Origin of the sequence: Streptomyces sp. NPDC091272, assembly GCF_044757485.1 — a bacterium.
Classification (GTDB): domain Bacteria; phylum Actinomycetota; class Actinomycetes; order Streptomycetales; family Streptomycetaceae; genus Streptomyces.
In genome coordinates this window covers 1,135,946-1,153,076 of record NZ_JBIVVC010000001.1, presented here as the reverse complement: position 1 = coordinate 1,153,076, position 17,131 = coordinate 1,135,946, and the positions used below count along the sequence as shown (strand labels likewise).

At 69.3% G+C, this 17,131-nt stretch carries 14 protein-coding genes and 1 pseudogene; 4 read left to right on the top strand and 11 right to left on the bottom strand.

The window, feature by feature from the left end; translation table 11 throughout:
* The first annotated feature begins 154 nt into the window (after window positions 1–154).
* The 3 genes from ACIQM4_RS04775 (at window position 155) to ACIQM4_RS04765 (ending at window position 4,538) form a co-directional block, all read left to right on the top strand.
* Window positions 155–325: a hypothetical protein gene (locus ACIQM4_RS04775; protein ID WP_401585929.1), complete on the top strand. Its 171-nt coding sequence runs from the start codon at window positions 155–157 to the stop codon at window positions 323–325.
* A gap of 132 nt (window positions 326–457) precedes the next feature.
* On the top strand, window positions 458–2,839 hold the full coding sequence (fxlM, locus tag ACIQM4_RS04770; RefSeq protein ID WP_401585926.1) for a methyltransferase, FxLD system: 2,382 nt from the start codon (window positions 458–460) through the stop codon (window positions 2,837–2,839).
* 223 nt (window positions 2,840–3,062) lie between these two features.
* Window positions 3,063–4,538 carry an NUDIX domain-containing protein gene (locus ACIQM4_RS04765; protein WP_401585923.1) on the top strand — a complete coding sequence of 492 codons (1,476 nt, stop codon included), beginning with the start codon at window positions 3,063–3,065 and terminating at the stop codon, window positions 4,536–4,538.
* A gap of 123 nt (window positions 4,539–4,661) precedes the next feature.
* Here the strand turns inward: ACIQM4_RS04765 and ACIQM4_RS04760 are convergent, their stop codons facing one another.
* The 11 genes and pseudogenes from ACIQM4_RS04760 to ACIQM4_RS04710 all read right to left on the bottom strand — a co-directional run bounded on the left by ACIQM4_RS04760 (window position 4,662) and on the right by ACIQM4_RS04710 (window position 16,001).
* Window positions 4,662–5,162, bottom strand: coding sequence for a DUF2867 domain-containing protein (locus ACIQM4_RS04760; protein WP_401585920.1), 501 nt, complete (start codon window positions 5,160–5,162; stop codon window positions 4,662–4,664).
* 1,407 nt (window positions 5,163–6,569) lie between these two features.
* Window positions 6,570–8,219, bottom strand: a complete 1,650-nt coding sequence (locus tag ACIQM4_RS04755; protein WP_401585917.1) for a flavin-containing monooxygenase — start codon at window positions 8,217–8,219, stop codon at window positions 6,570–6,572.
* Window positions 8,220–8,294: 75 nt separating this feature from the next.
* Complete coding sequence (locus ACIQM4_RS04750) at window positions 8,295–9,638, bottom strand: MFS transporter (protein WP_401585915.1); 1,344 nt, start codon at window positions 9,636–9,638, stop codon at window positions 8,295–8,297.
* Between the two features lie 5 nt (window positions 9,639–9,643).
* Window positions 9,644–10,183 carry a hypothetical protein gene (locus ACIQM4_RS04745; protein WP_401585912.1) on the bottom strand — a complete coding sequence of 180 codons (540 nt, stop codon included), beginning with the start codon at window positions 10,181–10,183 and terminating at the stop codon, window positions 9,644–9,646.
* A gap of 181 nt (window positions 10,184–10,364) precedes the next feature.
* Window positions 10,365–11,591 carry a hypothetical protein gene (locus ACIQM4_RS04740; RefSeq protein ID WP_401585909.1) on the bottom strand — a complete coding sequence of 409 codons (1,227 nt, stop codon included), beginning with the start codon at window positions 11,589–11,591 and terminating at the stop codon, window positions 10,365–10,367.
* A 106-nt stretch (window positions 11,592–11,697) separates the two neighbouring features.
* The gene (locus ACIQM4_RS04735) at window positions 11,698–11,850 is read right to left on the bottom strand and encodes a hypothetical protein (RefSeq protein WP_401585906.1); all 153 of its coding nucleotides are present in this window, start codon (window positions 11,848–11,850) and stop codon (window positions 11,698–11,700) included.
* Window positions 11,851–12,367: 517 nt separating this feature from the next.
* Window positions 12,368–13,138, bottom strand: coding sequence for a transposase family protein (locus ACIQM4_RS04730; protein WP_401585903.1), 771 nt, complete (start codon window positions 13,136–13,138; stop codon window positions 12,368–12,370).
* Window positions 13,139–13,178: 40 nt separating this feature from the next.
* Entirely contained in the window at window positions 13,179–13,643 is a 465-nt protein-coding gene (locus tag ACIQM4_RS04725; protein ID WP_401586156.1) for a hypothetical protein, read from the bottom strand.
* Window positions 13,644–13,745: 102 nt separating this feature from the next.
* A pseudogene (locus ACIQM4_RS04720) lies at window positions 13,746–13,913 on the bottom strand (winged helix-turn-helix domain-containing protein); the annotation flags it as partial.
* Window positions 13,914–14,230: 317 nt separating this feature from the next.
* A complete protein-coding gene (locus tag ACIQM4_RS04715; RefSeq protein WP_401585901.1) occupies window positions 14,231–14,806 on the bottom strand; it encodes a class F sortase in 576 nt (191 codons plus the stop codon).
* A 64-nt stretch (window positions 14,807–14,870) separates the two neighbouring features.
* Window positions 14,871–16,001 (bottom strand): hypothetical protein, encoded by a 1,131-nt coding sequence (locus tag ACIQM4_RS04710; protein ID WP_401585895.1) that lies wholly within the window; start codon window positions 15,999–16,001, stop codon window positions 14,871–14,873.
* A gap of 315 nt (window positions 16,002–16,316) precedes the next feature.
* On the opposite strand from ACIQM4_RS04710, the gene ACIQM4_RS04705 reads away from it, so the two are divergent.
* Window positions 16,317–16,931 (top strand): DUF6629 family protein, encoded by a 615-nt coding sequence (locus ACIQM4_RS04705; protein ID WP_401585893.1) that lies wholly within the window; start codon window positions 16,317–16,319, stop codon window positions 16,929–16,931.
* Window positions 16,932–17,131 lie beyond the last annotated feature (200 nt).

Sequence of the window (17,131 nt, the reverse complement as noted above, 5' to 3'; positions counted from 1 at the left end):
CCCCATCACCATGGCAGCGCCCCCACCGTGCAGAAGCTCGATCCCCCGCTCTGCGCGACCAGCTCACCGACCTGCTCCTGGCTGACGGCAGCATCCTCAGCCCCGGGGTCGAGAAGGCGTTCCGTACCGTTCCCCGGCACGCCTTCGCCCCGAGATGTCCGTCGAGGCGGCCTACGCGGACGACGTCGTCCCGCCCCGGCAGGCCTCCGACGGACGGGTCGGCAGCTCGATTTCCGCGCCTTCGCCGCAGGCCACCCAGGTCCACGAAGCGACTGACCACCGCGGCCGCAGCATCATCGGCGCCTGGGACTGGAACACCGAGTGAGACCTCTGCCAAGGGCCCGCCCCGCAACGGCCGGGCCTCCCTTCCCGATACGCACGACGGGCGCGCCGTGCTCACCGTCGCGCGCCTGTAACACCGCACCGACCTGCCCCCTCACGACCTAAGGAGCACTCTGTGGGAACCACCCCGGCAGCCTGGACCGAGCACTTCCAGGACGGGCGCAGCTTCCAGCCGCTGGGAGAGGAGGAGCAGCACCTGCTCCGCGCCATCGGTCCGGTGCCCGAGGGGGGCCGCGCACTCGACGCGTGCTGCGGGGCCGGCGGGACGGCCGCCTACCTCGCCTCTCTCGGATACGCCGTCGACGGAGTGGACTTCGCCGAGGGAGCCCTCGCAAGGGCCCGCGCCGAGCATCCCGGCCTGGAGGGGGCACGCTGGCTGCGCCTCGACATCGAGGACGACGTCCTGACGGACCTCGCCGACGACTACGCACTGATCGTCGTCCGGCTCGCCATTGCCTTCGTCACCTCGCGCGCTTATGTCCTGCGCCGCCTGGCGGCACGGCTGGCCAAGGACGGAAAGCTCGTCGTCATTACACCCGTCGCCGAGCGCACACCTGACGCACGGCGCAGCATCGCGCTCGACGAGAAGGAACTCGACGCGCTCACCGACGGGTTCACCGTCGAGCGCTTCGACACGGACAACCTGGCTGTCCTGATTCTGCAGGGTCGGCGAGGATCGTTCAGCGCCGAGGAGAAGTCACGTCCCGGCCCGCAGGCCGTGTTCGGCGCTGCGGTCATCGTCACCGACACGTTCGGACGCGTGCTGCTGGGCCGTTCGACCCGTGACATGTGGGAGCTGCCCGGCGGGCGGATCGAGACAGGTGAAGGCGCAACAGCAGCCGCGGTGCGCGAGCTGTCGGAAGAGACCGCGCTGAGCGCGCGTCCGGAGGACGCCCACCTCGTGACCCTGCTACACGACGACCGGCTCGACGTGCGCCGCATCACCGCGGTAGTCCGCATCAGCGCCTGGGAGGGAGAACTCGGTCTGCCCGAACCGGATCAATTCGTCCGCTGGGAGTGGCACGCCCTGGACTCCCTGGACACCCTGGGGAGGATCTTCGCGCCCAGTGCCGCCGCGCTGGACGCTGTGTGGCCCAGCATCCTGCCCGGGCTGCCGCCCGTCCACTCCTACCGCTGCGCCACTGCCATGCCGCCGGTGCCCGGAGAACCCGCTGAAGCCGCTCTCCTGCGTGACAAGATGGCCGAGACGGTCATCGCGGGGGGCTGGGCCACCTCCAAACCGGTCCAGGAAGCCTTACGGACGGTGCCTCGCCACCGTTTCGCACCCGAGTTCCCGTTGCCGGACGCCTACGACGGCACCGACCGGGCCGTCATCACCCGACGCGACCAGACCGGGAGGGCGATCAGCTCGGTCTCGGCAGCATGGCTGCAGGCCGACATGCTGGAGAGTCTGCAGCTGACGCCGGGCGCGGTCGTCTTCGAGGCCGGATCCGGCGGCTACAACGCCGAACTGCTCGCCCACATCACCGGACCCACTGGGCACGTGGTCACCGTGGACATCGACCCCTGGGTTGCGCACCGCACCCGCCGGTTCCTCGCGGAGGCCGGCAGCGGCCGTGTCGCCGTCGTGGAGACCGACGGGGCTCTCGGGGTGCCCGCCCCCTTCGTGCCCCGCGGGGGCTTCGACGCCAGTTTGATCACCTACAACTGCTGGGACATCGCCCCCGCCTGGCACGAGCAACTGGCCGAGGGCGCACGCCTGGTCCTTCCGCTGGAGATCGGCGGTTACACCCGGGCCATCACCTTCGAACGGCGCGGCCAGCTGCTCGAAGCGCGCGGCTACACCTACTGCGGGTTCGTCCGCGACCAAGGACAGCAGGCCCGCACCATTCCTGTTGTCAACCTCCTCGACGGCGGTCTGGCACTGCGCTTCGAGCACGGCCATGCCGCCCCCACCCACGGGCTGGAAGAGGCCCTGCGCGGGCCGCGGCACGACGTCGCCACCGGCATCACCATGGGCGCGGGCAAAGGCACCTACTTCGGGTCCCTTCAGGTGTACGCGGCCACCACCCTGCCCAACTTCTGCCGCCTGGCCTCCTCCCAGGACCCGGAAGAGGGTGTCACCGCCATCACCGCGGGCAAAGACGTGCCGGCGATCGTCGGCGATGCCTCGCTGGCCTACCTGATGTCTGTCCAAACGCGGCAGGGTGAGCGGCCGGAGGACAAAGAGTGGGAGTGGTTCGTCCACGCCTTCGGCGCCCAGGCCCCCCAACTTGCCGAACACCTGCTGACGACGGTGCGGTCCTGGGACCGACACGTGCGCGCCGCCGACAACAAGAAACACGCTGACCCGGGATTGACCGTCTACCCGGCCGGCACGCCCGACGACCAACTACCGGCGGGGGACATCCTGGACAAGGAGCAGTGCCGCCTGGTCTTCCGGTGGCCCGGCCGCAGTGGTCACCCCACGGTTCCTGCTGAAGGCGTGGACGCTGCCCCGGCGGTGGTCGCACGAGGTGGCCGCACAGCGTGCTAGGCGTCCTCGCCCTCCCCGACGACAAGTCCCTCCCCGCCGGTGGCGCGCTTGCCCAGCACGCCACCGGCGGCGCCCGCGCCGGAGTCGTCACCGCCGGCGGGGCCTGCCGGACGCTCGCGCCGCCGCCATCGAGGAGATCCCTGCGGAGGGGATGCGGCTGAGCTGACCGAACGAACACCCCGCCTCGACTCGTCCCGTTTCCACGTACCTCTGAGGTAGCCCCATGCCTTTGTCGCACGACCACATCCGCACCACCGTCGAGACCTACCTCGCACGCCACCCCCACGAGCGCGAGCAGCTCGGCGCCCTCCTCGACGCCCTCGACGGTCCCACCGACATCGCCAGCCGCTCCACCTTCACCGGACACGTCACCTGCGGCGCGATCGTCGTCGATTCGCTCGGCCGTGTCCTGCACGTGCTGCACCTGGCGAGTGGGAAGGTCCTCGCGCCCGCCGGACACACCGAGCCCGCCGACGAGTCCCTGGCAGGGGCGGCGTTGCGGGAGCTGCACGAGGAGACCGGGATTCCGCCCCAGGCCGTCACGCCGTGGCCCAGCTACGAGACTGTGCCGTTCGACATCGACATCCACGACATCGACGCCCACCCGGGCAAGGGTGAACCCGGGCACCAGCACTTCGACCTCCGGTTCCTCTTCCGCCTGCACACCGAGACCGAGGCGGAGGTGGTGCTGCAGGAAGAAGAGGTCGTAGGCATCGAGTGGCGTCCAGTGGACCGGGTGCCTTCCCTCTCCCTGCGCGAGAAGCTCCTCAAGCTCACGCCGGAGGCCGATCCGGAGAGAGCCAACGCCTCCGCCCTGATCTACAACGACCGCGGTGAGTACCTGCTCCACCTGCGTGACTACTTCCCCGGCCGGATCTGGGAGCCGGGCATGTGGTCCCTGCTGGGCGGCGGCCGAGAGCGCCAGGACGCCACCCTGGAAGACACCGTGCGGCGCGAACTGGCCGAGGAGGCCGGCCTCGACCTCGTCGACCTGACCCCGTTCGGCACCGAGTACGCCTCCGACGATGCGGGCGCGAGCGTGCCCATCGTCATCTATGCCGGCCGCTGGAACGGCGATCCCCGCGAACTCCGCCTGACAGAGGGGGTGATGCTCGCCTGGTTCGCCCCCGAAGACCTCCACCGCCTGCGCATCACAGACACCACTGCCGACCTCGTACGGCGCCACGCCGCCAGCCTGCCGACGACGCAGAGCGGGCCCGGACCCGAGGAGGAGAGTCCGGCCTCACCGCACGACACGGTCCCCAACATCATCGGCGTCCACCTCTACCTGGAGCGGCCCGACGGAACCGTGCTGCTCGGACTGCGCCACCCCAACTCCGCATTCGCGCCGTCCACCTGGCACGTCCTGGCCGGCCACCTCGCACAGGAAAACGCCATCGCCTGCCTGATCAGGGAGGCACACGAGGAAGCCGGCTTGCACATCGAGCGCAAGGACGTCGAACTCATCCACGTCGTCCACCACATCGGCAAGCCCAGGAACCCGCCCCGCCTGGGCCTGTTCTTCCGCGCCCGCGCCTGGAGCGGCGAGCCGGAACTGCGGGAGCCGGACAAGTGCACCCAGTGGAAATTCTGGGACCCCACCGCCCTTCCCGACAATCTCGTCCCCTACACCCGACTGGCTATCGCGAAGATCCGGAGTGGGGAGCTGTACAGCGAGACGGGCTGGGGCGAGCAATGAGCACTATGGACACCTGTTCCGCCGCCGTGACCAGACACCGGAACAGAGCGTCGGCGCCGTCGGCGGTGCCACGCCGACAGATGCGGAAGTGGACCCGGCCGCAGGCTGCCTTGGGACGGCCAGTTACGAATGTGCCTCTGGGGGTGATCCTCCGCTGCTCGCTACCTCCGGTGCGCTGATCGCGCATTCGGTTCGGCGCGGTCGGCTGGACGCCGCCCGGCGGAGCATGTGAGGGGCGAAACTGCGGTGGATCGGACCTCCAAAGACCCACGCGAAGCGCCCCAGACGGTTCTCGAAACGCACGAGCGTGGTGAGAGCGGCCCGCTCGTTGTCTTCGTCGAGGGTGACGACGATGTGGAAGGTGACGCGTGCGCTTCTGCCTTCAAGGACACAGCGGTCCGCGGTGCTGTCCAGAACCGGGAGCCCGAATACGTTGTCAGGGGAAAGGTGTCGGCGAAGGCCGAGCGCGACGCGCCAGCCGATGGGGATGATGAAACGCATGGGCTGCGGGGCCTGCTCGGTGATCGCGCGCATCCATTGCGCGGGAGAGCGTCTGTCACCGGCTCGGATGCCAGTGATGAAGTCGTCCCGGTAATCATGATCTGTGAGGGGCGCTGGGGCCATGACCCGAGTCTCACACAGATGTCGATGAGACACGGTCGGACCGGCCGCGTTCAGGATGGCCTGCTCTGTACGGACCTGAGTCACGGACCGATGGTGGTGCCCCCAGCTGTGGTGGCTACTCTCGTCTCTTCATCGATCTTGACCAGCAGGGGGAGCAGACTGTGCGCGGCGTCGGCCGTAACGCCCGAGGGTGATCAGAACCGCTGGGTTGAGCTGCCAGGGCAGAAGCCGGCCGAGAACAGGATTGATCAGGCCGCGTACGAGGCGGTGGAGGGTAACGTGCCGGTGCTCGCGCGGGCTCCTTGTGCGTGACGACGAAGGAGTGGGCCCGTGCGGCCCTGTCCCATCCAGCCTTCTCGGGCGTTTCCCGCGCGCATCTCGGCATTTTGAGCGAGGAGTTGGCCGGTTCGTGGGCAGCGCAGTGTGAGTTTGCGCTGCACGTGCGGCGCGACGGGAACCGCAGGCAGCATCCAGGTGCGGGGCCCAAGCACGATCCGGTCTCCGCCGACCGGGTACTGGTCACCCCGGTCCACCTACGACATCAACGCTAAACGCCGAGGGACCGGGCGGCGGAGTCGGTTGGCGTCCGGTGTTGCCTGATGCAACGGAGAGCGGGCGGCACGGAGCACGCTGTTCCGGGCTGCTACTCAGGAGGGCCAGGTACTCGCGCTCAGGCGGAAGGCGGTCCCCGCTGCCTAGCATCCCGATCATGAGTTCCGATGAACAGATGGCAGGACCGGGTGAACAGGCGACGGCACGGACGCAGTCGCGGGGCACGGCGGCGCTCGCACTGGGTGTCCTCGCCGTCTTGATGATCTTCTTCCCCTTGCTCACCCCGTTCCCGGTGGGGGTGCGCCTTCTCCTCTGGTGCTCCACCGTCCCTCTGGGGATCTCCGCGGTCGTCGCAGGCGCCGTCGCTCTCGGCAGAATGCGGGGGGGAGCGCGCCGATCGCTTCCGGGCGCGGGCGGGGGTAGTGCTCGGCACCACGGCCGCCGTGATTCCGCTGGGCGTGAGCATCTGGGCGATCTGGGCGCTGAAGCAGGCCTACCCGTAGAAAGCGACGATCGGACCTTTCTGTCCCCGTGGCCAGCAATGCTCAGGACTTGTGGGTCTGCTTCTCCGGAAGACGCGCGAAGTACGTACCTTCCCGAGTGAGTGGTCCTCAAGTCACCGAGTGGGCCCGCGCTGCGAACGGGGGTCGGTAGGGCAGGCGGTCAATGCCTCGCTCACCCCTTCGGCACGGAGGCCACGGGGATCCGTTCGCACCCCAGCTTTCTGTGGCGCTCGTTCCACGAGACTGGGGGCGCCGGTAGGCGGATCGTGCTCTCGGAGTGAGCGGGGGTGGTCCCGGTCGCGTCACGTCGGCGGCTGTCCGCTCAGCGTCCTCCGGTCCGTCGCGCCCCGGGTCACGCCCCCGTCGTCGGGGTCAGGGTGAAGCCGCGGCAACCGTCCAGGGCGGCGGCGGCGCACAGGGCCCGGTAGCGGTCCAGGCCTCCGGTGTAGGCGAGGAACACCCGGGGCTTACCCGGCACGTTCGCCCCGGTGTACCAGGAGGCTACTGCCGGGTACAGCGTCAGGTCGGCGAGCTCGGCGACGTGGGCGCACCACTGTGCCTCGGCGTCCGCGGTCGCGTCGATCTCGGTCAGTCGGTGCTCCCGCAGATGCGCGATGCAGTCGGTGATCCACTCCACGTGCTGTTCGATCGCCACCACCGCGTTGCTGAGCACGGACGGGCTCAGCGGGCCGATCACGGTGAAGAGGTTGGGGAAGCCGGACGACAGGAGGCCAAGGTGGTTGCGAGGGCCGTGGGCCCACTTCTTCCGCAGTGTCGTGCCGCCTTTGCCGACGATGTCGATGGCGACCTGTGACCCCGTCATGGCGTCGAAGCCGGTGGCGAAGACGATCACATCGAAGGCGTGCTCCCGCTCCGAGGTCTCGATACCGCGCGGTGTGAGCCGCACGATCGGCGTCCTGGTGAGGTCCACCAGGCTGACATGGGGTTTGTTGTACGTGGCGTAGTAACCGGTGTCCAGGCAGGGGCGTTTGGTGCCGTAGGGGAGGCCGCGCGGAGAAAGCGTCTCGGCCGTGCCGGGGTCGTTGACGATCGAACGGATCTTGGCGCGGACGAACTCGGCGACGGTCTCGTTGGCGGCCGGGTCGACGAGGATGTCGTTGTACGTCCGCAGCAGGCCGCTGAGCAGGCCGGACTCCCAGGCTGCCGCGTAGGTGGCGGTGCGCTCGGCGTCGTCGCTCTCCAGGGCGGACCGGGTGGGCGGTTCGAAGACGGTGCCGCCCCTGGACTGTCGCTGCGCGACTCTGAACTGTGGGTAGCGCGCCTTGAGTTCGGCGTACTCCCCGCTGGGCAGCGCACTGTTGTGGGCGGGGTGCGCGTATACCGGGGTGCGTTGGAAGACGGTGAGGGCGGCTGCCTGTTCGGCGAGGATCGGAACGGCCTGGACACCTGAGCAGCCGGTGCCGATCACCGCGACCCGTCGGCCGGTGACGTCGACGCCTTCGTGCGGCCAGTCGGCGGTGTGCAGGGCCCGGCCCTCGAAGGCCGCGGCACCGGGAATGTCGAGGTCCTTGACGGCTGACATGCAGCCGGTGGCGAGGACCACGAACCGGGTGGTGAGCGTCTCCCCGGTGTCAGTGGTGACCTGCCAGAGATGGTCGCGCTCGTCGTACACCGCTCGGGTCACCCGCGTGCGGAGCGAGATGTCCGCGCGTAAGGCGAAGCGGTCCGCGACGTGGTGGAGGTAGCGCAGGATCTCCGGTTGCGTCGCGTACCGCTCGCTCCACTCCCACTCCTGGTCCAGTTCGGGAGAGAAGGAGTAGGAGTACGAGGTGCTTTCGATGTCGCAGCGTGCGCCGGGGTAGCGGTTGCGGTGCCACGTCCCGCCGATGTCGTCACAGGCCTCCAGGGCCCGTACCGTCAGGCCCAGTTCGCGCAGACGGTACAGCTGGTACAGGCCGGCGAAGCCTGCCCCGACCACCACCACGTCGAGGTTCGGGGTGGTACGCGGGGAGGGGTGCGGGAGCGGGCGAACGCTGGGCATGCCTGTTCTCCTGAAAGGTCGCTGGGCGCACGTCCTGGGTGCCGGGGTGTGTCGGCGCGCCGTCGAAGTGGTGTCTCAATTCACGGGGTTCACGGGGTTCACGGGATTCTCGGGTTTCTCGTGACTCACGGGATTCACGGGATTCACGGGATTCACGGGATTCTCGGGCGGGCGTGGGGCATTGGGTCGATGGTGGGCGGCGCGGGCCGTGAGCGGTATCACCGTGAGCGCGAGTACTCCCCCGCAGACGGCGAGCAGCGGGTAGCCGGCGCCTGCCACGACCAGCCCGGAGGCCAGGCCTCCGGTGGCGCCGGCGACGGACATCCCCACGTCGGCCAGTCCTTGCGCGGAGGCGCCGGCCTCGGCCGGTGCGGCCTGTGCCACCATCGCGGTGCCGCTGACGAGCGCCATGTTCCAGCCGATGCCGAGCAGCACCAGCGCGGTGGCGAGGGCGAAGATTCCGGCGGCCCCGGTGGGTGGTGCGAGGGCGGCCAACAGGCTGGCGGCGAGCAGTACACCGCCGGAGGAGGCGGCCACGGGCAGGCTCCCGAGCCGGTCGACGAGCAGCCCGGTCAGCGCAGAGGGCAGGAACATGGCCCCCACGTGCACGCCAATCACGACCCCGGCCGCCTGGGTGCTGTGTCCGTGCTGGGTGAGGTGCACCGGGGTCATCGTCATGACGGCGATCATGACGAGCTGTCCGCAAATCATCACGGCCGCTCCGGTGACGACGCCGGTTTCGAAGCGGCGGCCGCGCTGCCCTCCGGCCTGCGGCCCGGCGGCGTGCCGGCGGAGTTCCCGGGCGAGCAGGAGAGGGTCGGGGCGTAGCCAGAGGGCGATGACGAGTGCGGCGGCCGAGTAGGCCACGGCGGCCAGCAGGAAAGGGCCGGTGAGCCGGGGCAGGCCGAGCGCGGCGGCCAGGGTTCCGGTGGGGCCGACCAGGGCCGGCCCGGCCACCGCGCCGAACGTGGTGGCGAGGAGCACGGTCCCGGCGGCGCGACCGCGCTTCTCGGGCGACGCGAGGTCGGTTCCGGCGTACCGGGCGAGCAGGCCGGTGACCGTGCCGGCGCCGTACACGAAGAGAGCGACCAGGAGCAGGGGTACGGTACGGGCCCAGGCCGCGACGATCACGCCGATGCTGCCCAGGGCGGCGATCGAGTGCCCGAGGGCGAGTCCGGGACGGCGTCCCCACTGCTCGGAGATCCGGCCGATGAGCAGGACGCCGAGCGCGGCCCCCGCGGTGAACAGGGCCACAGGCAGTCCGGCCAGGCCGGTGGAGCCGAGGAGATCTTGTGCGAGCAGCGCGCCGACGGTGATGCCTGCCGCCATTCCGGCGCCGCCGAGTGCCTGCGAGGCGACGAGCACGGTCAGGACGCGGCGTTGCGTCTTCGGGCCGGCACGCTGGGGGGTACCGGGCACCGATGTCACGCGGACCCGTCGGAGGTTGCCGGGGCGGCAGGTTCCAGGGCGGAGATGTCGGCCAGGCTCATACCCATCTCCCGATGGAGGAAGCGCACGATGGTCCAGTGCGGGAGCGCGTCCGCGTCGAACGGGCCGAACGCGGCGGTGTAGAGCGGAATCCAGCGCAGGGCCTCCTCTGCGGCGACCCGGCGTCCCGTGTCGGCCCGGTCGCCGTCCTGGTAGTCGGTGTAGGCGATGCTGCGGTGGTGGATGAAGTGCCCGCCCGGCAGGCGTGTCTCGCACAGCTCGCGGTATTCGCGGGTCTGCAGGATGAGGAAGTGCCAGATCTCGTCGATCTCCTGTTCCACCGGCAGGAACAGCCCGCCGAGCCGGTCGGGATGCCGGGAGAGCAGGTACAGGTAGCGCAGGCACTCGCGCACCTGGTGCTCGACCTGGGCGCGTGGGTGTTCCGTCTTCGCGGCGAAGTGCCCGACGACCTCGCCGTGCAGCGCGTTGCCCAGGAGGTCTGTGGCGGTGGGGGCGGGAACTGCTGAAGTGGTCACGGGCGGGGTCCTGTTCGGGCTGGGGGGCGGGGCTGGCCGATCGGCAGTGAAAACGTAGGGGGCGCTGTCGCGGGGGTCATGCCGTCCGAAGCGGGAATCCGCGCCGTCCGGTACAGGGAGGGGGCCGCGCCGCCTCGGCCGGTACGACGCGGGTCGGGCCCCGGCCGGGCGTGCACGTGGGTCAGGAGGGGCGCGCCAGCCAGGCGTACTTGCCGGAGCGGCCGATCGGCAGGTCGGCCCGGTGCTCCATGGTGCAGGGATGTCCGGTGAGTGCACCGACACGCCCTTCGAGGTGCCGGGCCCGCGCCGCGTCCAGCGGGGCGCCGTCGAACGTCGTGTAGTGCAGGGCGGCGCGGCGGGACGTCTCGGACAGACGGAGCTGGGCGAGGAAGAGGCGGTCGGAGGCTTCGTTGACGATGGCGTCGAGGTCGGCCTGTGCGACAGGTCCGTCCGGGGCGTCGAGCAGTTCTTTCTCCCGGCCGCAGAAGGCCGCGATGCGCTCGGGGTCGGCGGAACCGTCGAGGGTGCGCACGCAGTCGCCTGATCGGTAGCGCACCAGCGGCATGAAGGGGTTGCGCAAGCTGGTGACGATGAGGCAGTGGATGCCGCTGCCGGCGGCGACGGGGAGTAGCTCGACGCTCATGTCGTCGAGGTGCGGCCGGTATCGCCCGGTGCGCGGGTCACTGGAGTAGAGGTAGCCCAGCTCGGTGCTGCCGAAGAGGTCCACGACGGGGCAGTCGAAGTGCCGGTGGAGCAGGGCGCGTACGTTCAGCGGGGTGTACTCGTAGGCGTGGACGATGCTGCCTGGCCTCGGGAACTCGTCCCACAGGCCCCAGGCATCCACCTTCTGTACGAGGTGGGCCAGGTGGTAGCCCGAGCAGTCCAGGTGGTAGGCGCCGGTGGGGTGGGCGTCGCTGACCGCGCGGATCTCGGCGAGCATGCGTCGCACCTCTGCCCGGCCCCAGTCGGCCGGGTCGAGGGTGCGGTTGAGATAGAGCGTACGGTCGTCGAGCCAGCGTTCTCCCGGGGTCGCGCCCGGCTTCTTGGCGTTGACGCGGGCGACGTGCTCGGTGGCGAGCACGGTGGTCAGGGAGATGCGCTTGGCGCCTGCTTCCCAGGTGCCGCGCAGGTCGGGGTGTTCGCTCCACAGTCGGTAGTAGGAGCGGAGCAGGAAGTACGGCGGCCGGATCAGCTGCATCCGGGCGTGGTTGGTGCCGGTCGAGAGGACGTACTCCGCCTCGCCCGCCTCCAGCGCCGCGGCGAGACCGGGGGTCATCCAGTTGTCCGGGAAGCCACGCGCGATCTCGGCCTTCTCCAGGATCGGGAAGTCGCCCCGGGCGACGGACGCGCGGTAGACCGGGATGTCGCGGACCCGGTCGACGACATGCGGGCTGGGCAGCGGACTCATGTGTGCTCCGTGGGGTGACGGTACGGGGCCGCCCGAAACGAACTCCGGCGGCCCCGTCATGGGTGGGCGTGAGCCATCCGGCGGCCCCGTCATGGGTGGGCGTGAGTCAGGAGATGCAGCCGCTCTTGCCGGCGACGCTGATGCACCCGGCCTTCGGGGTGGCGCTGATGCATCCGTCCTTGGCACCCTGCGCCGAGTTGGCGGCCACCCACTTCGACCAGTTGCTGTCCTGGGTCAGCTGCCTGATGAGCTTGTCCATGGCGAACCTCCACGAGTGTCTGGGGAATGCGGCACGGATGACTGATCGGTCCTTCGTCGATCCGCCGACCGAAGGTAAATGCTTGGTCAATTACCTGTCAATGGATGGTCAAGACGCCTGGCTCGAATTGGCTACTCGGTCCGCTCGGCCGGACGCGGTCAGGCCCAAGCAGCGCGCCTGGCACGGGAGTTAAGCCACGGGCAGGCCGTCGTGGAGGCGATGGAACTCCTTGGCCTGGATCGACCTGAGGAAACCCCGCCGGGCCCATACGTACCCAGCTCGCCATCAAGCACGAGGTGACTGTCCTGATCGCAGCCGTCAACGACCGGCTGCGAACAGCAGCCCACGCTCATCCTGGTGACCTTCACTGGCCTTCACTGGCCTTCACTGGCCTTCACTGGCCTTCAGCGTCGAGTGCCCGAGCGACGGCGACAAGGTCCTCTTTCGGAATACGTCCTAAAAGTTGTTGCACAAGGGTGGGTGCGGGCAGGCCGGTGGGCGGCTCTGGCCTGCGGATTCATCCGGCGAGGGCAAGGTTGTGCATGGTGGCGACGGCCTGGACGGCGTGGTGGAGGCCGGGTCCTTTCTGGCGGCAGTCGCGGAGGATCTTCCAGTTCTTCATCCGGGCGAAGGTGTGCTCGACCCGGGCCCGGACCTTGCGGTGTGCGGCGTTGTCCTCCTCCTGGCCGCGCAGCAGCGGGCGGTTGGCCCGTTTGCGGTGCGGGACCACCAGGCCGGTGCCCCAGTACGCGCCGTCCGCCAACACCGTGACGCCCGCACTTTTCGCGGGCAGGCCGGACTCGCGCCAGGCGTGGGCGTCGGCCTTGTTGCCCGGCACCGGGCGGGCGGTAGCAATCACCAGACGGGTATCGGCGTCGATGATGACCTGCACGTTCGCCGAGAACCGGTAGTTACGCGACGAGGCGCCCACGCCCCGGTCGCGGACCGGGATCAAGGTGCCGTCCACGATCCACAGCCGGTCGGTGTCGGCGAGTGGCCGCGGGGCCGACTCCAGCGCCAGCAGCGGGCGCAGCCGGTGAATGACCCGGCAGACGGTCGCCGGGCAGACCCCGAAGAGCGGAGCGAGCTGGCGCATCGTGAGGTTGGTCCGGTAATAGACGGCCACCAACAGCACCCGCTCGGCCAACGGCAGCGCCCACGGCCGGCCTCCGCCGGGACCGTTGCCACCACGTTCACGCACCACCTTCACCAGCTTCACGAACCGGTCCATCCGCAGCCCGGTGAAGGTCTCCACCCACAACGCCTCAGCCCGCAACACCCCACGCATACAAAGGAGATGCCCACCACAAGAGCTTGTGCAACAACTTTTAGGGGTGGGCGGAGGGTGACTCGTAGACCAGCGTGCTGCGGTTGAGGTCGCACCGCAGGTCTGTCGCTTCGAGGAGTCGGTCGTGCTGGTCACTCACCAACCGGCGGATCGACAACCATCCCTGCGGCGGCGGTACTTCCGCGTCCGGGATGGGCGTGGGCATCAGGTGCTCCCGCCGAGTGAGCGTCAGACCTGCGGACGCGAGCCATTCGTAGAGCGCGGTCAGGCCCGGTCGGCGTTCGGCTCCTCCTTGCACGAACTCCCGCGTCAGCTGGGGAAGCACGGTCAGGGCGTGCATGGAGAAGTACGAGACCGAATCCTGGATGACCGCTCCCGAACGATGGACGATCTGGCTGCGCAGGACCGGGGCGCGTTCGCCGATGTCGACGCCCAGATCGGCAGCCAGCTCCGGGGGCGGAACGGCAGCAGAGAGACGGCCCGTCCGGCTGGTGTCGGCCTCCAAGGGCACCGCACCCCCGGGGAAGGCGCGCAACCCGCCCTGCGTATCGGGTTGGACCGACGGCACCGGCATGGTGCTACGCCTCGCGTAGGAGCCACCTCGGTCGGTGAAGATCTGTCCGTTGGCCCGGAGGTGCTGCAGGGCGCAGCGGATGGTCTGACGATGGACGTGGTACCGCTCCGCCAGGATGCGTTCGGAAGGAAGCCGGCTTCCGGAGGCGAATTCCCCAGCGGCTATCTGCAGTCGGAGGTCCTCCGCTATACGCCGGTACACGGGTGGGGTCACTTGACGGTCCACGGTCCTGCGGCGTTCGCTCTCGTTCCCCGAGCGGTTCACTTGGATCCTCAATCACTCGATGTGCCGACCCTGTCGCGCAAGGTTAGACCTCTACTGGTCTAGACCTCAAGGGTGGTTTCGGACGAGGAAGCGGTCGCGGCCCGACCCAGTCGCCGCCCACCAGGAGTGGATGGGTGGCGATCCGCGTACTCGTCGACCAGTCCGGTGATGACGGAGGCCGGGACGCCCTTGTAGGGACGTCCCGGCCGGGTAGGCAGCCGTTCGGTACGGTTCCAGAACGCGCGGTGTCGCGGTCAGGCCTGGGACTTGCCCTTCAGGTGGGCGAAAACCACCACGTTCGAGTCCCAGTGCCGGTCCGGGGTGAGTGATCCGCCGCAGGTGATCAGTCGGAGCTCCGACTTGCCGGTCCCGTTGTAGACCTTGTCCGTCGGGAAGCCGTCCTTCTTGAACGTCTCCACCGAGTCGACGGAGAAGACCGCAGTGGTGCCGTCCTCGCGGTGGACCTTGATCTCCTCGTTCTTCCTGAGCTCCTTGACGTTGTGGAAGACAGCCTTCGGGGCTTCCGGCGTGTCCAGGTGCCCGACGATCGCAGCCGCGCCCTTCTCTCCCGGGGTGGGGCCCTCGCGGTACCAGCTGGCGTCCATGGGTCTGTTCATGGGCGGGGTCTCCATCACTCCTTCGGCGTCGAGACCCACCGTGTCGAGGGGGGCGTCCACGCCGAGGTCAGGGATGGAGATCCGGTCCGGGACCGACGGAGCGATGGCGGAGGCGGGGACGGTCTTCGTCCCGCTGCCGGACGCCGAGGTACCGGTTGTGGGCGAGGGGAAGGAGCAGCCGACCGCCGTCGTGGCCGCGAGTGCCGTGATCAACGCCAGCGCGGCCGTGCGGGGCGCACCCGGTCCACTCCTTCGGCGCGTCCGGTGCGTCCCCGGCTCAGCCATTGCTGCGGCGGCGACGCAGCACGACCGTGCCGGCCAGAGCTGCCGCGCCGATCGCGGCGCCACCGGCGATGAGCCCGGTGTCGACTCCACTGCCGGAGGCCGGGGCCATCCCGGTCTGGACCGAGCCCTTGGGAACCTTGAACTCCTGGGGGTGGAGCGGCTTCACGTGGGCGCGCTGGAGAGTGTGGTGGTCGCCGTTGTTGACGGCGTGGTGGTCGCCGTTGTTGACGGAGTGGCGGTCGCCGTTGTTGACGGAGTGGCGGTCGCCGTTGTTCGCGGTGTGGTGACCGCCGTTGTTGACGGCGTGGTGGTCGCCGTCGTTCGCGCTGTGGTGCTTGCCGTTGTTCGCCGCGTCACCTGCTGCGACTCCGAACTTCGCAGTGTCGATCTTGGTGTTGCCGACGTAGCCGCTGACCGCGTAGTAGCCGGTCTTGGTGTTTCCGGAAACTGTCGCCTGCCCGTGCCAGGTGCCCTCGTGCTGGGGATCGCGCTCCAGCTTGACCGTGCTGGTGAAGGCTGCGGACCTCACGGTGGCATTGCCCTTCAGGTTGCCACTCTTGATGGTGACGGCGACCTTGTCGCCCGGCTTGCCCCCGTCGGTCGACAGGGACATCGAGGCCTGCGAGGGGGCCGGTACCGGCGGGGTGGGCGACGGCCGGGTGTCCGTGTTCACCAAGAAGGAGGTGGCGCCCTGCGAGCCGGTGTCACCGAAGTCAGCAGTGACCGTGAGGTGTGCCGTACCGATGCCGAAGCCGGACTTCACCGTGCCGGAACCGAGGTAGGTGTTGTGGTCGCCGCCCTTGCCTGTCTGCGTCACGGTGATGCCGTTGAGCGCGTCCGAGCTCGCGGACACCTTCGCGCCAGCGGGTGCGGAGACCTTGAACTTGACGACCTCCCCGGCCGCGTACCCCGTCTTGTCCTTCGGCGCCGAGATCACGGAGACGACCGGGGCTTCCGCCTTGTCGGAGGGGTGCGAGTCCGACGGCGAGGTGGCCGGGGACGGGGTGTCCGAGACGGACACCGCCGGGGATGCCGGACCTTCCGAGGCGAACGCGGTGGCCGGCCCTGCCATCGCCAGAGTGGCGGCGACGGCTATGGCGGAGATGGTGAACGCCTTGCGCATGAGTGAGACCTCCTCGTCGAGCCGGGCATTTCGCCCTTTACGTACTTATTGAGGGCCCTACTCGTTGATCGGTTTCACACTGGCGCGGCGAACTCGCGTGGCCGCCGAAGGTCCCGAGCGGGCACGCGCCACCTGACCAGGGTTCTTGAGTGAGGCAAAAACAACCCTTTGCCTATTATTTTAGTGCTTTGGTCCTGGCGACCGGGCACTGACGGGGTGTTCCGCGTCCACACGGGTACACCTCCGGTCCAGGTCCAGGAGCGCATCGGAGCGCCCTGCGTGTGTCGTGGGCAGGGCACCCGTAGCGTCGCTGCCATGTGTTGGAGTGCGACGGCCGATCTCGTAGCGGGCACGGTCATCACCGCGGTGGGTGTTGCCGCGGTGGCTGTGGCGGCACGTCATCCCCGAGACGTTCCGCTGGCCGCGCTGCCCCTGCTCCTGGGCGCCCACCAGATCATCGAGGCCGTGGTCTGGCACCACGACGGCGGCACCGGACCCGCCACTCTCGCCTGGAGTGTCATCGCGCTCCCGCTGCTGGCGCTGTGGGTACCGGCAGCCGTGCTGTGCGCTGCTCCGCCGAGTGCGCGGCGCCGTTTGCTTGTCCCGCTGGCGGTGGGGGTCGCGACGGCGGCGGCGCTCGCCCACGCGCTGGCGACCCGAACGGTGACGGCGGAGATCCGGGGGCACACCGTGGGGTACGCCCTGGGGCTGCCACAGGCGGAGTTGCTCGTGGTCGGATACTTCCTCGCCACCCTCGGCTCGCTGCTCATCTCCGGTGACCGGTGGCTCGTCCTGTTCGGTGTGCTGGTTACCGTCGGGGCCGCGGTGTCCTTCGGGCTGTGGCGCCAGGAGTACATCTCGACGTGGTGCGCGTTCGCCGCGGTGTGCTCGGTTCTTCTGTTGCTCTGGGCCAGAAAAAAGCACCGTTGACGACCCCGACCGCCTCACCGCAGTCCTCTGGCTCCAGCCGCAGGAGACCTGGATCCAGGAGCATCATCAGCGACTTCAGCGACTTCAGCATGTTCGAGAAACCTGGCCGAGCGAAGTCGTGGAGACGGCCCCTGGGGCCTACGAGTGGAGTCCCAACCGCAAGCGTTGAAACGCGTCGTCCACCCGCGAACGCCTTCGCT

What these genes read in the sequence shown, in the direction of transcription:
- ACIQM4_RS04775 (WP_401585929.1), top strand. Translation starts at nt 155, where the DNA reads ATGTCCGTCGAGGCGGCCTACGCGGACGACGTCGTCCCGCCCCGGCAG.
- ACIQM4_RS04765 (WP_401585923.1), top strand. Translation starts at nt 3,063, where the DNA reads ATGCCTTTGTCGCACGACCACATCCGCACCACCGTCGAGACCTACCTC.
- ACIQM4_RS04760 (WP_401585920.1), bottom strand. Translation starts at nt 5,162, where the DNA reads ATGGCCCCAGCGCCCCTCACAGATCATGATTACCGGGACGACTTCATC.
- ACIQM4_RS04755 (WP_401585917.1), bottom strand. Translation starts at nt 8,219, where the DNA reads ATGCCCAGCGTTCGCCCGCTCCCGCACCCCTCCCCGCGTACCACCCCG.
- ACIQM4_RS04740 (WP_401585909.1), bottom strand. Translation starts at nt 11,591, where the DNA reads ATGAGTCCGCTGCCCAGCCCGCATGTCGTCGACCGGGTCCGCGACATC.
- ACIQM4_RS04735 (WP_401585906.1), bottom strand. Translation starts at nt 11,850, where the DNA reads ATGGACAAGCTCATCAGGCAGCTGACCCAGGACAGCAACTGGTCGAAG.
- ACIQM4_RS04730 (WP_401585903.1), bottom strand. Translation starts at nt 13,138, where the DNA reads ATGCGTGGGGTGTTGCGGGCTGAGGCGTTGTGGGTGGAGACCTTCACC.
- ACIQM4_RS04710 (WP_401585895.1), bottom strand. Translation starts at nt 16,001, where the DNA reads ATGCGCAAGGCGTTCACCATCTCCGCCATAGCCGTCGCCGCCACTCTG.
- ACIQM4_RS04705 (WP_401585893.1), top strand. Translation starts at nt 16,317, where the DNA reads ATGTGTTGGAGTGCGACGGCCGATCTCGTAGCGGGCACGGTCATCACC.